Here is a 15,930-nt window from a genome sequence, read left to right on the forward strand (position 1 = left end):
ATGGCTATGCTTTCACCCACTACCTATCGCCTCCTGGGCTTGCTAGGCCTGCTATGCTGTGCTCATAGTGGCCTAGCGCAAGATGCACTGCTGCAAGAACTGGAGCGCCAAAACCCCGACAGTACCCGCCGGGCACCCGTAACGGCAACCTTCAAAGGCACCCGGATAATTAATGGGCACTCCGTGGAAACGCCGGGTGGGGGCACGCTCATCTTTCTGATTTCCCACCGCTTTGGTACCCTTAACAGTGGAGCGTATAACTTCTTCGGCCTCGATCAGGCTACCATTAGGCTGGGGCTGGAGTATGGGTTCACTGACCGCTTGGCCGTAGGCATTGGCCGCAGCTCCCTTGAAAAAACCTTTGATGGCTTCGTGAAATACCGCGCCCTACGGCAGAGTACTGGCCTAGGCGCCGTGCCCGTGAGCGTAACCCTGTTGGGCGCCACTGCTCTCACCAGCCTGCGCTATGCTAATGAAGGGTTTGAGCACACTTTCCCGCGCCGGCTCACCTACACCTGGCAGGCTCTGGTGGCCCGCAAGTTCACCCCTGGCTTATCGGTGCAGGTAAGCCCTACGGTAGTACACCGAAATTTGGTGGATACCGAGGAAGATGAAAACGATGTGTATGCCCTAGGCTTTGCGGGCCGGCAAAAGCTCACCAAGCGGCTGGCCCTTACACTGGAGTACTACTACCGCCTACCCAACTCCCGCGCTACTGGCCTACGCGACGCCCTGGCCGTCGGCATAGACATTGAAACCGGAGGGCACGTGTTTCAACTGCACGTCACGAACTCCCGCGGCATGATTGAGCCCTTCTTTGTGCCCCGCACAAGCGGCGACTTTTTTAAGGGCGACATTTACTTTGGCTTTAACGTGGCCCGCAACTTCACGCTTAAGCCCCAACTCTAGGCCACTTGCCACCCTCGCAACACGCAAAAAGCCCCGGTCATTACGGCCGGGGTTTTTGGTGTACAGCTGCGTAGCTGTTTAGGCTTGGCTAACTTAGAAGGAAGCGGTAACGCCTTCGGCTACCACTTCTTTCACTTCAGGCACCATGCGCTTGAGCAGGTTCTCGATGCCCGACTTCAGGGTAACGGTAGCCGAAGGGCAACCCGAGCATGAACCCTGCAGATTCACGGTCACGATGCCGTCCTGATAGCTCTTGAAGGTGATGTTGCCACCATCTTGCTCTACGGCGGGGCGCACGTAGTTCTCAAGCAGGTCAATGATTTTCTGGCTGGTCTGCTGGTCAACTTCTGAGGAGTTGCCAGTTGCGGCAGCCTGCTGAGCAGCTTGCTGCTCGGCGGCGGGGTCAACGGTGAAGATGGGGCCGCCAGCCTCTACGTACGACTTCAGGAAAGTGCGCAGCTCGGGAATGAGCTGGGCCCACTGGTGGTCGGTACCTTTGGTAACGGTTACAAAGTTCTGGGCAATGAAGATGCGGTTTACGTAATCAAACTGAAACAGCTCCTGAGCCAAGGGTGAGTTGGCGGCAGCTTCCGCATTAGGATAGTCCACGCTCACCCCATCCGACAGGAGGTGGGTGTTGAGCACGAACTTCATGGATTCGGGGTTGGGGCTGGCTTCGGCGTAGATTGAAACCGGACCAGCGGGGGCAGTGAGTTGTTCAGCCATGTTTGAAAGACTTGGAGACAAGCGGGAGATAAGCAGCCGGCCGAAGTGCCGGGCTGGTAGGTAAAACCGCGCGGGGCGGCAGAAGTTACAAAAGTACGCAAGTATGCGTAGCCACAGTGGCTTTTGGCAAGATAAGCAGGCCGCAGCCCACCAGTTGGGCAGAAGAGGCCTAGGCTATAACTCACTCCGCAAAAAATCAGTTTCAGGTAGTCTGTACCTTTGCGCTCTGCCTATGGTCCTTTCTCCGCTCCTGCTCGCCGCTACGGTAGCGCCTCCGTGGCCATTGCTGGTGCCTTTTTTTGCGTTGCTTGGGTTAATTGCGCTCGGGCCACTGTTGTTCGCTAAGCTCTGGGAAAAGAGCTACACCTACGTGGCTGTAGGCTTGGGCTTGCTCATGCTGCTCTACTACGGCCTGGTACTGCATGACTGGCACACGGCCGCCGAAACCCTGGCTGAGTACTTCTCCTTTGTGGCGTTGCTAACGGCCTTGTTTGTGGTAGGCGGCACTATGTACCTCAACATTAACCTGGCCGGCACCCCCCGTCGCAACGTAATTCTGCTGGCCCTAGGCGCTATTCTGGCCTCTCTGATCGGCACTACCGGTGCCTCCCTGCTGCTGATTCGGCCCCTTATTCGCCTCAACGACCAGCGCGTGCGTCCCTACCAAGTAGTGTTTTTCATCTTTCTGGTGAGCAATGCCGGTGGGTTGCTCACGCCCCTCGGCGACCCTCCCCTATTTATTGGGTTTCTGCGCGGCGTACCGTTCTTCTGGACGTCGTGGCACTTGCTGGTGCCCTGGCTTCTTACTACCAGTCTGTTACTGCTGCTTTTCTGGTTCCGCGACCGTAAAACGCCTTACCCCTCTCGCCTCTCCCGCAGTGAGCAGCGGCGCGCCCGCCAGGAGGGTGGCCTACCGCTCTATGACTTTCATGGGCGCTACAACCTCATCTGGCTGTTAGTAGTGTTAGGCGCCGTGTTCCTTGACCCCGCCCGCCTGCCTTGGCTGCCGGCCATTTCGCTGGGCGGCATGCATATCTCCTTTGTGCGGGAAATCATTCAGCTGCTGGCGGCCTGGGGCTGCTACCGCACGGCTTCGCCGAAAGCTTTATCGGGGAACCACTTCACGTTTGGGCCTATTCAGGAAGTTGCTTTTCTGTTTTTTGGCATCTTCCTGACCATGATTCCGGCCCTCCAGACTGCTGCACATATTGCCAGTAAGCCTGCAGTAGCTAAAAGCTTAACCCCTACCGCTCTGTATTGGCTGGCGGGTATGCTCTCTGCATTTCTTGATAATGCCCCCACCTACGCCTCATTCCTGAGCCTGAGCATGGCGGGGTACAACCTGCACTTTACAGAAGCGGCCGCAGTGCAGCAATTTGCAGAAAGCGCTGCTACCATGCCGCTCCTGCGCGCCATTAGCTGCGGAGCCGTGCTGTTTGGAGCTCTTACGTATATTGGTAACGGCCCCAACTTTTTGGTGCGCTCCATTGCGGACAAAGAAGGTGTCCCCATGCCTAGCTTTTTCGCTTACATCGGGCGGTTTGCCGTACCGTATTTGTTGCCAATATTAGGAGTAGTCAGTATTTGGCTACTATTTAGCTAACGCCTCCGCGCATTTCTGATGCAAACTTTCTGCCCCTATGAGCGCGTAGGAAGGTAACATTATGCTGCCATGCCTAGTCGCTTACTAACTGCGCTGTTCCGCCCCATAGATTGCGCGTGGCTGGTGGCGTTCCGAATAGGAGCCGGCACGTTGTTAGCGCTTGAAATGGCCGGAAGCCTAGCTCTGGGCTATTACCGCGAGTATACGCAGCCTAAATTTCATTTCTCCTACCTCTGGTTTGACTGGTTGCCGCAGTGGCCATCCGCTGTAGGCCTAGGCCTGCATTTTGGGGCTGTAGCTACCGGAATAGCTGTGGCCGTAGGCTGGCGCTACCGCTTAAACGCCTTTCTATTGACGGTTTGCTACACATTGTTGTTTCTGGCTGAGCAAACGCGCTACATCAACCATCTGTACCTGTATTGCCTGATTGCCGCCTGGCTTTGGCTGTTACCTGCTCACCGTGCTTGTTCAGTTGATGTACGCCAGGGGCGAGTGTCCCCTGCATTCACCGTTCCGGCCTGGGTGCGCTACGTGTTTATCTTTCAACTAAGCTTGGTGTACTTCTACGCGGGTATAGCAAAACTCAACCCCGACTGGCTCCTGGCCCGCCCACTTAGCGTCTGGATGGCTCCTAAAGCGGTTTACCCAGTATTGGGGCCGGTGCTGGGGCATTGGCTTACCCCCTGGGTTATGAGCTACGCAGGCTTAGCCTTTGACCTACTGGCAGCCCCCCTGCTGCTCTGGTCGCGCACTCGCCGCTGGATGTTTGCGGCAGCCGTGCTATTTCATCTTTCCAACGTCATCATCTTTGGACTGGGCACGTTCCCGTGGTTTTCCCTGATGATGACGGCCTGCATCTATTTCCCACCTTACTGGCCCAGGCAAGTGCGTGGCCTACGTCGCTGGCTGAGCCCGCGCTTGCCGGTGGCAGCTGTGCGCCGACTGAACACGCTCACCAGCGTACCGCGGCACGCTGGTCTGCTGCTTGCTGGCCTGGGCCTCTACGCCACGGTTCAGCTGCTGGTGCCATTGCGGGCCTTTCTGTACCCCGGTGATGTGCACTGGACGGAAGAGGGCCACCACTTCGCCTGGCATATGATGCTCCGTAGTAAGTCAGGCTATATCAGCTTTCGGGTAGTACTGCCCAATGGGCGTACAGAAGTAGTAGCTCCCGGTACTTACCTCACGCCACGCCAGTGCAATAAATTAGCCGCTCAGCCTGATTTAGTTCTTCAGTTTGCACACTTCCTCGCCAAGGAATACCACCGGCGGGGCCTAGGCCAGGTACAGGTCTATGCCGACTCGTATCTTCAGCTGAACCGCCGGCCACCGCAGCCGCTGGTTGCTCCCACCACTGACTTAGCCGCTCAGCCCCGCACGTGGGCGCCTTCGCCTTGGATTATGCCCGCTCCTCCGCTCGATGAGTAAAGCACCTATCTCGACAGCTTAACATAGCTCTCATTGCGCAATAGTCTTCTATTCTCCGCTGGTGCTACTGCAGCAGTAGAGCCCGCATTTACGCCTTGTTGCTGCGGGCGCGAAGCAGCATGTCGGCCAGCACTAGGTTGGTCATGGCATCCACGATGGGCACGGCGCGGGGTAGCACGCAGGGGTCGTGGCGGCCTTTGCCAGCCAGGGTAATTTCCTCACCTTGGTCGTTGAGCGTTTTTTGGGGCTGCAAAATGGTGGCTACCGGCTTAAATGCCACCCGGAAGTAAATATCCTGGCCGTTGCTGATGCCACCCTGAATACCACCCGAGTGGTTGGTGCGGGTGCGTACCTGGTCGGTCTCATCCCGGTAAAACTCGTCATTGTGCTCTGAGCCAAAGAGCAGCACCCCACTAAAGCCCGACCCATACTCAAACCCTTTTACGGCGTTAATGCTCAGCATAGCATGGCCTAGCTCGGCATGCAGCCGATCAAAAACCGGCTCGCCCAGGCCTACGGGCACGCCCTTGGCTACGCCCGTTACCACGCCTCCTACCGTATCGTGCCGGTCGCGAGTCTGCCGGATCAGCTCGGCCATACGCTCAGCGGTTTCAGGGTGGGGGCACCGCACGGGGTTGGAGTCAATCAAATTCAGGTCCAGGGCCTCGTAGCTCACGGGCACCTGCACCGCCCCTACCTGCGACACATAGCTGCTAACCCGAATGCCGTGCTGCTCCAGCAGCTTCTGGGCAACGGCCCCCGCGGCCACCCGAGCGGCGGTTTCACGGGCCGAGCTGCGGCCACCCCCGCGGTAGTCGCGGCGGCCGTATTTCTGGTCGTAGGTATAATCAGCGTGCGAAGGGCGGTAGGCGTGCTCAATGTGCGAATAATCGTGGCTGGCCTGATCCTGGTTGCGGATAAAGAGCCCAATGGGCGTACCGGTAGTAAACCCCTGAAATAGCCCCGACAGCACTTCTACCCGGTCGGCTTCCTTGCGGGGGGTGGTCAGGTCGCTCTGCCCTGGCCTACGCCGGTCCAGCGCCGCCTGAATGTCAGATACCTCTATGGGTAAGCCTGCCGGGCAGCCATCAATTACCACCCCAATCCCCGGCCCATGCGACTCGCCAAACGTGGTAATGCGAAACAAGGTGCCAAAGGTATTCATAGGGAGAAGTAGTGAAAGGTGAAAGGGCGAAGCCTACGGGCCCAACCGGGCAGCCAGCAGGCTGTTGGCTGGGGGCATTAAGCAGGCAGCTGCTGGGGCCAAAGGTATGGCTGGTTGCGCCAAAACCAGTCCTTTCCTGTTTTTACATTTCCCGGTTTCAGCCTTTAGCCCGCCACCACCCTACGGCGGCGCCTGCCAGCAGCACCAGCAGCAGCACATTGGCATAACGCCGAACATCCTGATACACTGAAATCTTCTGGGGGGTGTTATCGGCCTCCCGGAGGGCCTGTTGGTAAAACGGATCCGTAGGATCAGGCCGGAACTGCAGGGCCTCCCGTACCGGCCCCTGCACCAGCGGGTGCAGCTCAGAGCGGAGGGTATCGTAGCGGGCAGTGGTAGGGTTAAATACTACTAATGAAAACAGACTATCAAACGCCAGTGGGCCAGGCCTGCGGGCTACCAACCGGAACTGGAAACTCTTGCGCCCGCCTACGCGGCCACTCTGCCGGGTAGTGCTTTGCTCTATATTGGGCCCGTATACCTCCAGGCCAGCTAGGGGGGTAAGGGGCGGCATATTGAGTGCTGAGAGGTTGCCTTCTCCTTCCACTATAAAACTATAGGCAAAGGTTTGCCCCGTGCGGAAAGAGGTGCGGCTGATGGACTCCCGTAACCGGTAGTCGCCAACGGGCACCTCATCACGCAGGGGGTGGGGCGGCAGGGGCAGCACCGTAATATTGATGGGAGCAGTGAAATAAGTTTTGTAGCCCTCCATACGGTTGTCTAGGCCGGCTTCGGGCTTCTTTGCCACCCGGTACTTTACCATTCGTAAGGGCACCACCGGGAAAGTGAGTGGCTGCGCATTTAGCGGGTACAGCTCCGCCTCATAGAGGCGGTAGCGCAGAAAGGGCTTACCGCCCACCTGCACGTTTTCAGGCACAATTTCCTGCTCGTCAAACGTCTCTTCCCACACGGTGCGCTGCCGCAGCAGTCTGATTATATTCTGCAGCTGGTCGGCAAAGTTGTAGAAGTCAAGTATCCCTTGATCTTGGGGCGTTAGGTAAAAGTACAGCCCAATGTGCACGCCTTCGCCCACGTAGGCGCGGGTTTTATCAGGTATCAGCGCCAGAAAAGCTTCGTCTTTGGGTTCCACAAAATTCTGCGGCTTGGGCTTGCCAAACAGCTGATCTAGCAGGCCAATAGCCGGCGGTGTAGTCCCCGCTGGTGGTACGGGCACCACAGCAGCCTGAGGGCCTACCTTCAGCTTCGTGCCCGCTGAGCGCACCGTGAGCCCATTAATGGTCATAACGAAGGGCTTCACCTGGAACTCGCCCTCCTCATAAGCAGCGTAACGCTGGGTAATAGTAAGCTCCGTAGAGCGGGCACCGTTTACAATGCGGGTAGTAGTGGTGCTTGACTTCCCACTTTTCTTAAAGCCCTCAATTTCCGGGAAGGCCGAGTAGCGCTCCAGTGGCGCGCCGCGCAGCTGAAAACTGATCGTGAAGTACTCACTAATGGCAAAGGCCGCCGGACCAAGGACGATTTCAGCTTCTGCGCCGGGATTGGCAGGCTGCGCACCTAGTGGCAGCGCTACCAGCAGAAATAACAATAAGCCCGAAATAAAGCGAAACAAGCTCTGCATGTACAGCACGCATGGAGAAAGAGCCAAATCTACGTAAATCCTTAGCAGTGGCTGCTTTCCTCCAAAAGCAGCCTGGTGCCCCAAAAATGATAGGTGCAAAATTTTGGCTTTTGGCAATCCGCTTTCTCAAGACCCGCGTACCTGAACATTAGAATCCCCTACCGCACTTTACTAAGTACAAAAAAAGCCTCCGTGAGGTGGCCTGAATAAGCATTGCCCTTTCTTTTTTCTCACTCCAAATTTCCCCTTCTATGTCTAACATCACCAAATCAGGTGGAGACGACGCGGAATTCGCTAAGCCGCTTTACACGCCAATCAAGCGCCGCTCCTTCTTCATGTACGCTGGTGCCACCGCCGGTGCTACCGCGCTGCTGCTCTCGGGCTGCGACGATGATGACAATAACAACTCCATGGATCCCGGCACGGTTAGCTTAGGCTCGGGCGATGTAGGAGTACTGAACTATGCATACGCACTGGAGCAATTGGAAGCTGCCTTCTACGCTCAGGTGAAAGCAACCCCAGCCGCCGACTTCTCGGCTGTTGAGAAAGACTATTTCACGCAGGTTGCTGCTCACGAAGCCATTCACCGCGACTTCTTTAAGGCAGCCATCAACCGTGATGCTCCCGGCAAGATCATCCAGGACCTGACTCCCGTTTTCACCGGAGTTGACTTTACAAAGCGTGCTTCTGTACTGGCAACCGCCAAGACGTTCGAAGACCTAGGCGTAGCTGCCTACAATGGTGCTGGTAAGTACCTCAAGACGGCCGCTTACCTAGTGGTTGCTGGTAAAATTGTTTCAGTAGAAGCACGCCACGCCGCTTACGTACGTGACCTGATTGCCAACGGTAGCTTCGCCGATGACTCTATCATTGATGCGGCCACGGGCTTAGACAAAGCAATGGAGCCAGTAGACGTAATTTCTGCTGCACAGCCATTCATCCAGCAAAAGATTGACGCTTCCAGCGTAGGCAAGTAATCTCTCCTCAGTTCAACGACACTTCACCATGAATATACTTCGCATTATCGAGCAACTGTCGGAGGTAGATGCCGACGTCCTGGGACGCTTCGACTCTCGCCGTACCGTTTTCAAAACCCTGGGCAATACCGCTAAAATGGGTGCCCTCGCTGCCGCGCCGGCTTTCGTAGCTTCTCTGTTCCAGAAAGCCTATGGCCAGACCACCAGCACTTCTGTTATTGATGTGCTGAATTACGCCCTGACTCTGGAACTTCTGGAGGAAGACTTCTACAAGAAAATGGTAGCTGCCGGCCAGGTGCCAGCAGGTGCTCCCCAGGGAGCCATTAACCTGATCTTGAAGCACGAATCAGCACACGTAAAACTGTTGACTGATACCGTTACAGCCCTGAAAGGCACGCCTAAGACGGGCGTAAAATTCAAGAGTTCGGCTTTCCCAGCAGATTATGCTACTCAGCTAGCCTATGCTCAGGCTCTGGAAGACACCGGTGTACGTGCTTACAAAGGCCAGGCCGGCAATTTGATTGGCGCTATGGCTGGCACTACTAGCCTGCTTCAGGTAGCTCTGCAGATTCACTCGGTTGAGGCTCGCCACGCGGCTCACATCCGCACCATGCGCATGCAAGCCCCCTGGATTCCAGCTGCCGACTCTAACCTGCCTGCTCCGCTTGGCCCAGTATACACCGGTGCCACCCGCGAAGACAACGTAATGCAAGCCGGCGTTGACGTAACCAAGCTTGGTGCTGGCTACAGCGCCAACGATGCCGCTGCTGCTTTTGATGAGATTCTGACGATGGCTGAAGTGACGGACTCGTCACGGGCTGGCGGCCTTATCCAATAGTATCCTTCAAGAAATTCACTTCTTGAATTTACAGCAAAAAGGCTGGCCTAGTAGTAGGCCAGCCTTTTTGCTGTGTTTTGTTTCTAGGCCTGCTTTGCAAGCAACCTTTCCGCTGGCTTACGGCTCTGCTGTCTAGTGCATCCCGGTTTATCGGAGTACATTTGTTATCAGGCCCCCGCTGCCGGGTGCCTAAGATGAGCCCGCTGAGTAAATTACGCATGTCTGAGCCACTATTTTCTGATTCCTTTCTGGCGCGTACGCTGCGCCGCCGCTCGTTTTTTCGTGTGGTAGGTGCCACCGTAGCTACCTCCACCCTGCTGCTGGCGGGCTGCAACGACAACACCAACCCCGACCCTGCCCCCACTACCGCCAGCCTGACCTTAGGCTCCGGCGACAACGGTCTCCTAAACTATGCCTACCTGCTTGAGCAGTTAGAGGCGGCCTTCTACCAGAAAGTAGTTGATGCCTTCCCTGCTGACTTTACCGCCGAAGACAAAGCGGCCTTTGTGGACCTGCGCGACCATGAAGTAATTCACCGGGAGTTCTTTAGATACGCCCTGGGCACCAATGCTTACGACTCAGGGGGCACGAGCATTACATTTGATTTTTCCTCTTTCGCTCTCACTACCCGAGCTGGCGTGTATGCTGCCGCCCGCACGCTGGAAGACACAGGCGTGGCGGCCTACAATGGTGCGGCAAAGCTTATTGCTGACACTACTACGCTCCGGTTGCTAGCCAAGATTGCGTCGGTGGAGGCGCGGCATGCGGCCTTCGTACGCGATCAGGTTCAGCCGGGCTCTTTTGCAGCTTCGGATGTTGTAGCTGATTCCGGCGATGCCGCCGGCCTCGACACGGCTAAAACGCCCCTTGAAGTAGTTGAGCTGATTGCCAAGTTTGTGCCGGCTACTATTGTTGCTACCTCCCTCCCAACTTCCTAAGCCGCTCTTCCAGATGGATTTTCTGAAACTTCTGGCCCGCTTGGCCGAAACCAATACCCAAACCCTCACGGTAACGGGACCACGCCGTACGGCACTCCGCCGCCTGGCTCAGGCCGGCACTGCAGTGCTGCCAGCCGTGCTCACGGCGCTGCCTCAGCCCGCCGCCGCCCGCGACAGCCGTACCGCGCAAGATGTACTGAAGCTAGCACTAGTTCTGGAGCAGCTTGAGAATGAGTTTTACACCCAGGCCCTGAAACAACCTCTGAGCTTCTTCGGCACTACGGAGAACCAGGCGGCCATTCAGACTATACAGCGCCATGAGCAGCAGCACGTAGCTGTGTTTACTCGCTTACTTGTTAACTCAGGTGCTACGCTTGATGCTGCTCCGCGCTTTGATTTTACCGGCAGCAAAAACGGTACCCAGGCTGCTTTGTACCCTGATGTGTTTACCAATTTTGATACATTTCTGCGGGTAGCGCAACTGCTAGAAGATACCGGCGTGCGTGCCTATAAGGGCCAGGCTGAGTACGTTCAGTTTGATAACTTCCTGCTAGAGTCGGCGGTACGGGTGCACTCCGTAGAGGCCCGCCACGCTTCCCACATCCGCACTATGCGGCGGCAGCGCGGTGCTACCGTAAAAAGCTGGGTAAGCCCCTCTGATGCCCCCATCACTACGGCAGGCTCAGTGGCAGCAAAAGCTTACGCGGGCGAAGAAAATTATGCCCAGTATCTGGCCGGAAACAACCTCGTGCCTTTCGTGGATAATTTGCCGATTAACATAGCTACGCCACCGCTCTCTCAGGCAGCCATTCTGGCCAAAGTAGCTGAGGCCTTTGATGAGCCCCTCGATGCGCTAACTGCCACGGAAGTAGCAAGCTTATTCATCTATTAACCAAGGCTTCATCAACTCTTAATGCTGCTAAAAAGCGGTTTAAAACAAAGAGGAACGGCATAACCGTTCCTCTTTTTGTTTTTATTTTTTAAGTCGGGAACGACTAACAAGCGTTTGCTTGTATCCTTCAAACAATCTTTTGTATCTTTCTATAAACCCAGGTAAAAAGCCCTATATACAATAGCCTTTTTTCAAGGTTTGCGTATAGCAGGTCACATTACCTAACCGCTCTGTTCTAACCCGCTTTTTGAAAACCCACTTCACCATGCTTGAGTACGCCAAAACCATCCTGCTCAAAGTGAGCTTCGACAAGATCTTGTTCGAAAAGGAATTGCGCAAAGCTCTACGAATGCTGGTTCCGGCCGAGTTGCTGGAGCTAAAATCCTGGTGCTACCAGCAGTTCTCTACGGTGTATCGCCGCATTCTGAACCGCGTGTTCGTACAGACCGCGTAGGGCTCTCGCAAAGCCCTACAACCTGACTGGTCCCCATCCGGTTCGCCTCAGTTGCTACAGCAACCCTGGGCGGGCCGGATGGGGACTTTCATTTTTACTAGCACTACTTACAACGCCTGCCGTTGCTCGCTGCCCAAGCTATAGTTGTTCTGCCTAATTGGGAGAGGATTATCAGTTATGACATGCTAGGCCACTATCCTTCCTGGATGGCTGGCGTATCTTCTCCCGTCACGAACTTGATGTTGCGCGTGAGGCCTGCATAGCCCGTACGCTTCACGGCCGATTGCTTGAACAGTTCCGAGAATAGCTCGTGGGTGATTTCGCGCCAGTCGCCGGCGGTGAGGTCTTTGAGGCCGGGATGGGCATTGAACTGTGGCTCCTGGTGGGGTTTGGAGAAGCGGTTCCAGGGGCATACGTCCTGGCATATATCACACCCGAATACCCAGTTGCCAAACTTGCCTTCCACCTCCCGTGGAATCTGGTCTTTCAGCTCAATGGTGAAGTAGCTAATGCACTTGCTGCCATCTACTACGTAGGGCTCGGTAATGGCCTGCGTTGGGCAGGCGTCCATGCATTTAGTACAGGTGCCGCAGTAGTCCTTGATGGGACCGTCGTAGGCCAGTTCTACGTCTACGATCAGCTCAGCAATGAAGAAAAAAGAGCCCACGCCCGGCCGGATCAGGTTGCTGTTCTTGCCTACCCAGCCTAGGCCACTCTTCTTGGCCCACGCCTTGTCCATCACCGGTGCTGAGTCCACAAAGCACCGCCCGCCTATTTCCCCAATCTCCTCCTGCATATCTTGCAGTAAGGTCTTGAGCTTGTCTTTGATGACGAAGTGGTAGTCGCGGCCGTAGGCGTACTTGCTGACTTTGAGCGTATCATCAGGCTGCTGGGCTTCCTCGGGTGGGTAGTAGTTGAGCAGCAGCGAAATCACCGACTTAGCTCCGTCTACCAGCAGGCGCGGGTCGAGGCGCTTATCAAAGTGGTTGGCCATGTAGGCCATCTGCCCGTGCATCTGGCGGTTGAGCCAGTTCTCCAGCCGCGGCGCTTCTTCCTCCAGAAAGTCCGCCTTGGAAATACCGCAATACATAAAGCCCAGCTCCGCGGCGCGGCGCTTAATGAAGGCAGTATAGTGAGCAGTGGGGAGCATTGGGTACAAAGGTCGGCTAGAAATGCCGAAACACCCTTTCTTACAGAAGCGTTCTTGCCCGAGTAGCTCTGAGCTACCTATTAAGACTGCGGAGCTATGCGAGTTTCGCAACTGCCAGTGCCCCACTTGGCTTTTATTCTACGTTTATCACAGGTATGCTATGGCATAAGCTATAGGCTGTCGCGCTCTACTTCTTTAGCTTTTTAAAAATGCGAGGCATAGTTTCCGCATCAATTGCATCCATTTCTGTGAGCTTCAAAGCCTTTACCATATTCAGGGTAGTTGTCTTGTATTTCAGAAAATGTGGCGTTTTCAAATGCGCTTCGTAGGCCTCTCTGCTGGCATATATCTCCAGAATCCGTATCTGCGTTGGGTTTTCTTTCTGATACATTGGATATATAGAAATAACTCCGGGCTCTAACTTCATTGATTCTCGGGACTCTTCTTTTAAGATAGCCTTGTATTTTTCTAAACTAGTTGCCTCAACTTCTATTTCAGCTATCCTAATCATCATGCTTTTCTTTTGCGCTAATACACAGGTAAAAAGAAGAAAAAGTAATGCTACAGTTAGAGACAGTTTCATTCTATTGGGCTTTTCATTTTTAATGCGCTAGGATAGGGACCAGCGAGCTACGTACCTGCCTACGTACTATCTTGGCTACAGGCTGGTTCGCACATAGGCAAACCCAAGGGCCAGCAAACCTAGGCCGCCTAGTATCACCCCTACTATTAGGTTGGCAAAGCCTACATCCTTTTTCTCGTAGTCACCGCTTCTAGAGGAAAGTCCTAGGCCTCTCCAAGTGAATACGAGACCAGTTACCGCAAACAGCAATAAGCTCAGGCAGAATGCACCTAAAAGCAGCCCCTCCCCTATTCCTACCATTGCCAGAATCAGGAAAATGAAAGGTAGGGCATAGCAGTACGTAGCCCGCTTGTACAGCTTTGCTATTCTGGCTCGGCTCATACTGACTACGCTAGTCAAGTTGACAATCTGTTCTCTATTGACTGCTTATTAGGAACTCGCCCTTTACTGAAGTAAATAAATCCTATCTCCCCAGCGCTTGGAGAAAAAAAGACCATGGGCACGAGTTAGGTCACGGCCAAGCATAACACAGGCCAGGTGGTTTTCCTAGATATCACTATCCAGGAAAACCACCTGGCCTATGTTAGTAGTTTCAGCTAGATGGATGAGCGGCATTCTAAAATGTCGCCTGGCTGACAATCAAGGGCTTTGCATAATGACTCAAGCGTGCTGAATCGCACTGCTTTGGCTTTGCCGGTCTTTAGGATGGAGAGGTTAGCTAACGTAAGGTCTACCTTTTCTGATAGCTCACTTAGGCTCATCTTCCGCTTGGCCATCATAACGTCAAGGTTCACGACTATAGGCATAGGTTATACCGTCAGGGCATTTTCGGCTTGAAGGTCGGCACCTCTTTGAAAAATCTGAGCAATAAGGAAGACAATACCAGCCAACAGCAGAAATTCCCCGCCTGGCCAGGTCAGCGTCTCAACAACACCACTTTTTACAAGCCATTTGGTGTATCTATTGGCAACCAACCCCACTACGCCGGCACTTAAAGCCACAAAGCTAATTCTTGTTATGAGCGCGGCCACACCAATGCTGAACGGTGCTTCAAAATCTGTTTTCCGGAACAGCTGAATTACCAAGTAGGCCATACAAGCTTTAATTGCCAAGAAATATACTGTGAGAGATACCACACCGGCGTAATGTGCTTCGCTATAGTTTTTCAAGGCTGAGAGATCCATTCCCATGGCAAGAATTTGCGCTCCTCCGGGATTTAGAAACTCACTTACTAAAACAGAAATGAGCACAGACCCAATTTGGATGCAAAACCCAACAAACAGCACCCAAGACATAATGCGCATTACCTTCAGGACAAAAGTTGAATTGGTTTTCATAAGCGTTGTGTTGGATAATGACCATCCGCTAGTCTTCTCTTATTCGGCAACTAACTTTCTACATTTCAAATATCGATAAAAATTTATTGATAATCAATAAAAATACAACAATACATCTTCTACTTCGGAAGCTATGCCCCATTGGAGGGTATAATATGACGAGTACAAACACCAAGCGGCAGCTTACAGAACGTATCCGTAAGCTGCCGCTTGTGTTGTCAGGCAGTCCTGGTGCTAGGAAAACAGTTCTCCTGTAGCCTCATTCCCGCGCAGGTGTTGGGGCATGGGGCGGCCGAGGTGCTTGTAGGCATTTTCCGTGGCTTCGCGGCCGCGGCTGGTGCGCTTGATGAAGCCTTCCTGAATCAGGAAGGGCTCGTACACTTCCTCGATGGTTTCGGCCTCATCACCACAGGCGGTGGCAATGGTAGACAAGCCTACGGGACCACCTTTGAACTTGTCGATGATGGTGGTCAGGATACGGATGTCCATTTCGTCGAGGCCGTTCTGGTCTACGTCCAGGGCGTTGAGGGCGAAGTGGGCAATTTCCTTTGTGATGGTACCGGTGCCTTTGATCTGGGCGAAGTCGCGGGTGCGGCGCAGCAGGTTGTTGGCAATACGGGGCGTACCACGTGAGCGGCGGGCAATTTCAAAGGCGGCATCCTCGTAAATAGGCGTGCCCAGAATCTCGGCCGAGCGCTGCACAATGCTGGTCAGCAGCTTGGAATCATAGTACTCCAGGCGGGAGCTAATACCGAAACGGGCCCGTAGCGGCGACGTGAGCATACCCGAACGCGTGGTAGCCCCAATCAGCGTGAAGGGCGACAGCGAAATTTGCACCGAACGCGCATTCGGACCCGAGTCGAGCATGATGTCGATGCGGTAGTCTTCCATGGCCGAGTACAAGTACTCTTCCACTACCGGGTTCAGGCGGTGAATCTCATCAATAAAGAGCACGTCGTTGGGCTCCAAGTTCGTGAGCAGGCCAGCCAGATCGGAGGGCTTATCGAGCACCGGGCCGCTGGTCATTTTGATGCCTGATTCCAGCTCATTGGCAATGATGTGCGAGAGGGTGGTTTTGCCCAGGCCGGGAGGCCCGTGCAGCAACACGTGGTCGAGGGCCTCACCGCGCTGCTTGGCGGCGGCCACAAATACTTTCAGGTTTTCAACCACCTTACCCTGCCCCGTGAAGTCATCGAAGGAGAGCGGGCGCAAGGCCTTGTCAATGTCTTTGTCGGTGGCGTCGAAGTGTTCGTTGCCACCCGTCATATACGGTTCGCGCATAAGCGTAAGT

Annotated in this window: 16 protein-coding genes; 8 read left to right on the plus strand and 8 right to left on the minus strand. The window is 54.7% G+C overall.

Going from position 1 to position 15,930, the window contains the following annotated elements; translation table 11 throughout:
• Positions 1 to 6: 6 nt before the first annotated feature.
• Positions 7 to 909, plus strand: coding sequence for a DUF5777 family beta-barrel protein (locus tag HMJ29_RS03300; RefSeq protein ID WP_171590148.1), 903 nt, complete (start codon positions 7 to 9; stop codon positions 907 to 909).
• A 93-nt stretch (positions 910 to 1,002) separates the two neighbouring features.
• Here HMJ29_RS03300 and HMJ29_RS03305 read toward each other — a convergent pair whose 3' ends face one another.
• On the minus strand, positions 1,003 to 1,635 hold the full coding sequence (locus tag HMJ29_RS03305; protein ID WP_171590149.1) for a NifU family protein: 633 nt from the start codon (positions 1,633 to 1,635) through the stop codon (positions 1,003 to 1,005).
• 232 nt (positions 1,636 to 1,867) lie between these two features.
• Between HMJ29_RS03305 and HMJ29_RS03310 the strand changes: the two genes are divergently transcribed.
• Together HMJ29_RS03310 and HMJ29_RS03315 are read left to right on the plus strand one after the other, a co-directional pair.
• Positions 1,868 to 3,238, plus strand: a complete 1,371-nt coding sequence (locus tag HMJ29_RS03310) for a sodium:proton antiporter (RefSeq protein ID WP_171590150.1) — start codon at positions 1,868 to 1,870, stop codon at positions 3,236 to 3,238.
• 69 nt (positions 3,239 to 3,307) lie between these two features.
• Positions 3,308 to 4,666, plus strand: a complete 1,359-nt coding sequence (locus HMJ29_RS03315) for an HTTM domain-containing protein (protein ID WP_171590151.1) — start codon at positions 3,308 to 3,310, stop codon at positions 4,664 to 4,666.
• Positions 4,667 to 4,754: 88 nt separating this feature from the next.
• Here HMJ29_RS03315 and aroC read toward each other — a convergent pair whose 3' ends face one another.
• Together aroC and HMJ29_RS03325 are read right to left on the minus strand one after the other, a co-directional pair.
• Complete coding sequence (aroC, locus tag HMJ29_RS03320; protein ID WP_171590152.1) at positions 4,755 to 5,831, minus strand: chorismate synthase; 1,077 nt, start codon at positions 5,829 to 5,831, stop codon at positions 4,755 to 4,757.
• 157 nt (positions 5,832 to 5,988) lie between these two features.
• Entirely contained in the window at positions 5,989 to 7,470 is a 1,482-nt protein-coding gene (locus HMJ29_RS03325) for a BatD family protein (RefSeq protein WP_171590153.1), read from the minus strand.
• A 251-nt stretch (positions 7,471 to 7,721) separates the two neighbouring features.
• On the opposite strand from HMJ29_RS03325, the gene HMJ29_RS03330 reads away from it, so the two are divergent.
• From HMJ29_RS03330 to HMJ29_RS03350, 5 genes are all read left to right on the plus strand, one after another.
• Positions 7,722 to 8,447 (plus strand): ferritin-like domain-containing protein, encoded by a 726-nt coding sequence (locus HMJ29_RS03330; RefSeq protein WP_171590154.1) that lies wholly within the window; start codon positions 7,722 to 7,724, stop codon positions 8,445 to 8,447.
• A 28-nt stretch (positions 8,448 to 8,475) separates the two neighbouring features.
• Positions 8,476 to 9,285, plus strand: coding sequence for a ferritin-like domain-containing protein (locus tag HMJ29_RS03335; RefSeq protein WP_171590155.1), 810 nt, complete (start codon positions 8,476 to 8,478; stop codon positions 9,283 to 9,285).
• Positions 9,286 to 9,503: 218 nt separating this feature from the next.
• The gene (locus tag HMJ29_RS03340) at positions 9,504 to 10,223 is read left to right on the plus strand and encodes a ferritin-like domain-containing protein (RefSeq protein ID WP_171590156.1); all 720 of its coding nucleotides are present in this window, start codon (positions 9,504 to 9,506) and stop codon (positions 10,221 to 10,223) included.
• A gap of 13 nt (positions 10,224 to 10,236) precedes the next feature.
• Positions 10,237 to 11,115 carry a ferritin-like domain-containing protein gene (locus HMJ29_RS03345; RefSeq protein WP_171590157.1) on the plus strand — a complete coding sequence of 293 codons (879 nt, stop codon included), beginning with the start codon at positions 10,237 to 10,239 and terminating at the stop codon, positions 11,113 to 11,115.
• A 265-nt stretch (positions 11,116 to 11,380) separates the two neighbouring features.
• Complete coding sequence (locus HMJ29_RS03350; RefSeq protein ID WP_171593245.1) at positions 11,381 to 11,569, plus strand: hypothetical protein; 189 nt, start codon at positions 11,381 to 11,383, stop codon at positions 11,567 to 11,569.
• Positions 11,570 to 11,762: 193 nt separating this feature from the next.
• Here HMJ29_RS03350 and queG read toward each other — a convergent pair whose 3' ends face one another.
• From queG to ruvB, 5 genes are all read right to left on the minus strand, one after another.
• A complete protein-coding gene (gene queG / locus HMJ29_RS03355; RefSeq protein WP_171590158.1) occupies positions 11,763 to 12,719 on the minus strand; it encodes a tRNA epoxyqueuosine(34) reductase QueG in 957 nt (318 codons plus the stop codon).
• 187 nt (positions 12,720 to 12,906) lie between these two features.
• On the minus strand, positions 12,907 to 13,302 hold the full coding sequence (locus HMJ29_RS03360) for a putative quinol monooxygenase (protein ID WP_244678758.1): 396 nt from the start codon (positions 13,300 to 13,302) through the stop codon (positions 12,907 to 12,909).
• Between the two features lie 596 nt (positions 13,303 to 13,898).
• Positions 13,899 to 14,108 carry a helix-turn-helix domain-containing protein gene (locus tag HMJ29_RS03365; RefSeq protein WP_171590159.1) on the minus strand — a complete coding sequence of 70 codons (210 nt, stop codon included), beginning with the start codon at positions 14,106 to 14,108 and terminating at the stop codon, positions 13,899 to 13,901.
• Positions 14,109 to 14,111: 3 nt separating this feature from the next.
• Positions 14,112 to 14,639, minus strand: coding sequence for a DUF2975 domain-containing protein (locus HMJ29_RS03370; RefSeq protein ID WP_171590160.1), 528 nt, complete (start codon positions 14,637 to 14,639; stop codon positions 14,112 to 14,114).
• Positions 14,640 to 14,873: 234 nt separating this feature from the next.
• Positions 14,874 to 15,920 (minus strand): Holliday junction branch migration DNA helicase RuvB, encoded by a 1,047-nt coding sequence (ruvB, locus tag HMJ29_RS03375; RefSeq protein ID WP_171590161.1) that lies wholly within the window; start codon positions 15,918 to 15,920, stop codon positions 14,874 to 14,876.
• Between the last annotated feature and the right edge of the window lie 10 nt (positions 15,921 to 15,930).

Origin of the sequence: Hymenobacter taeanensis, assembly GCF_013137895.1 — a bacterium.
GTDB classification, from domain to species: Bacteria; Bacteroidota; Bacteroidia; order Cytophagales; family Hymenobacteraceae; genus Hymenobacter; species Hymenobacter taeanensis.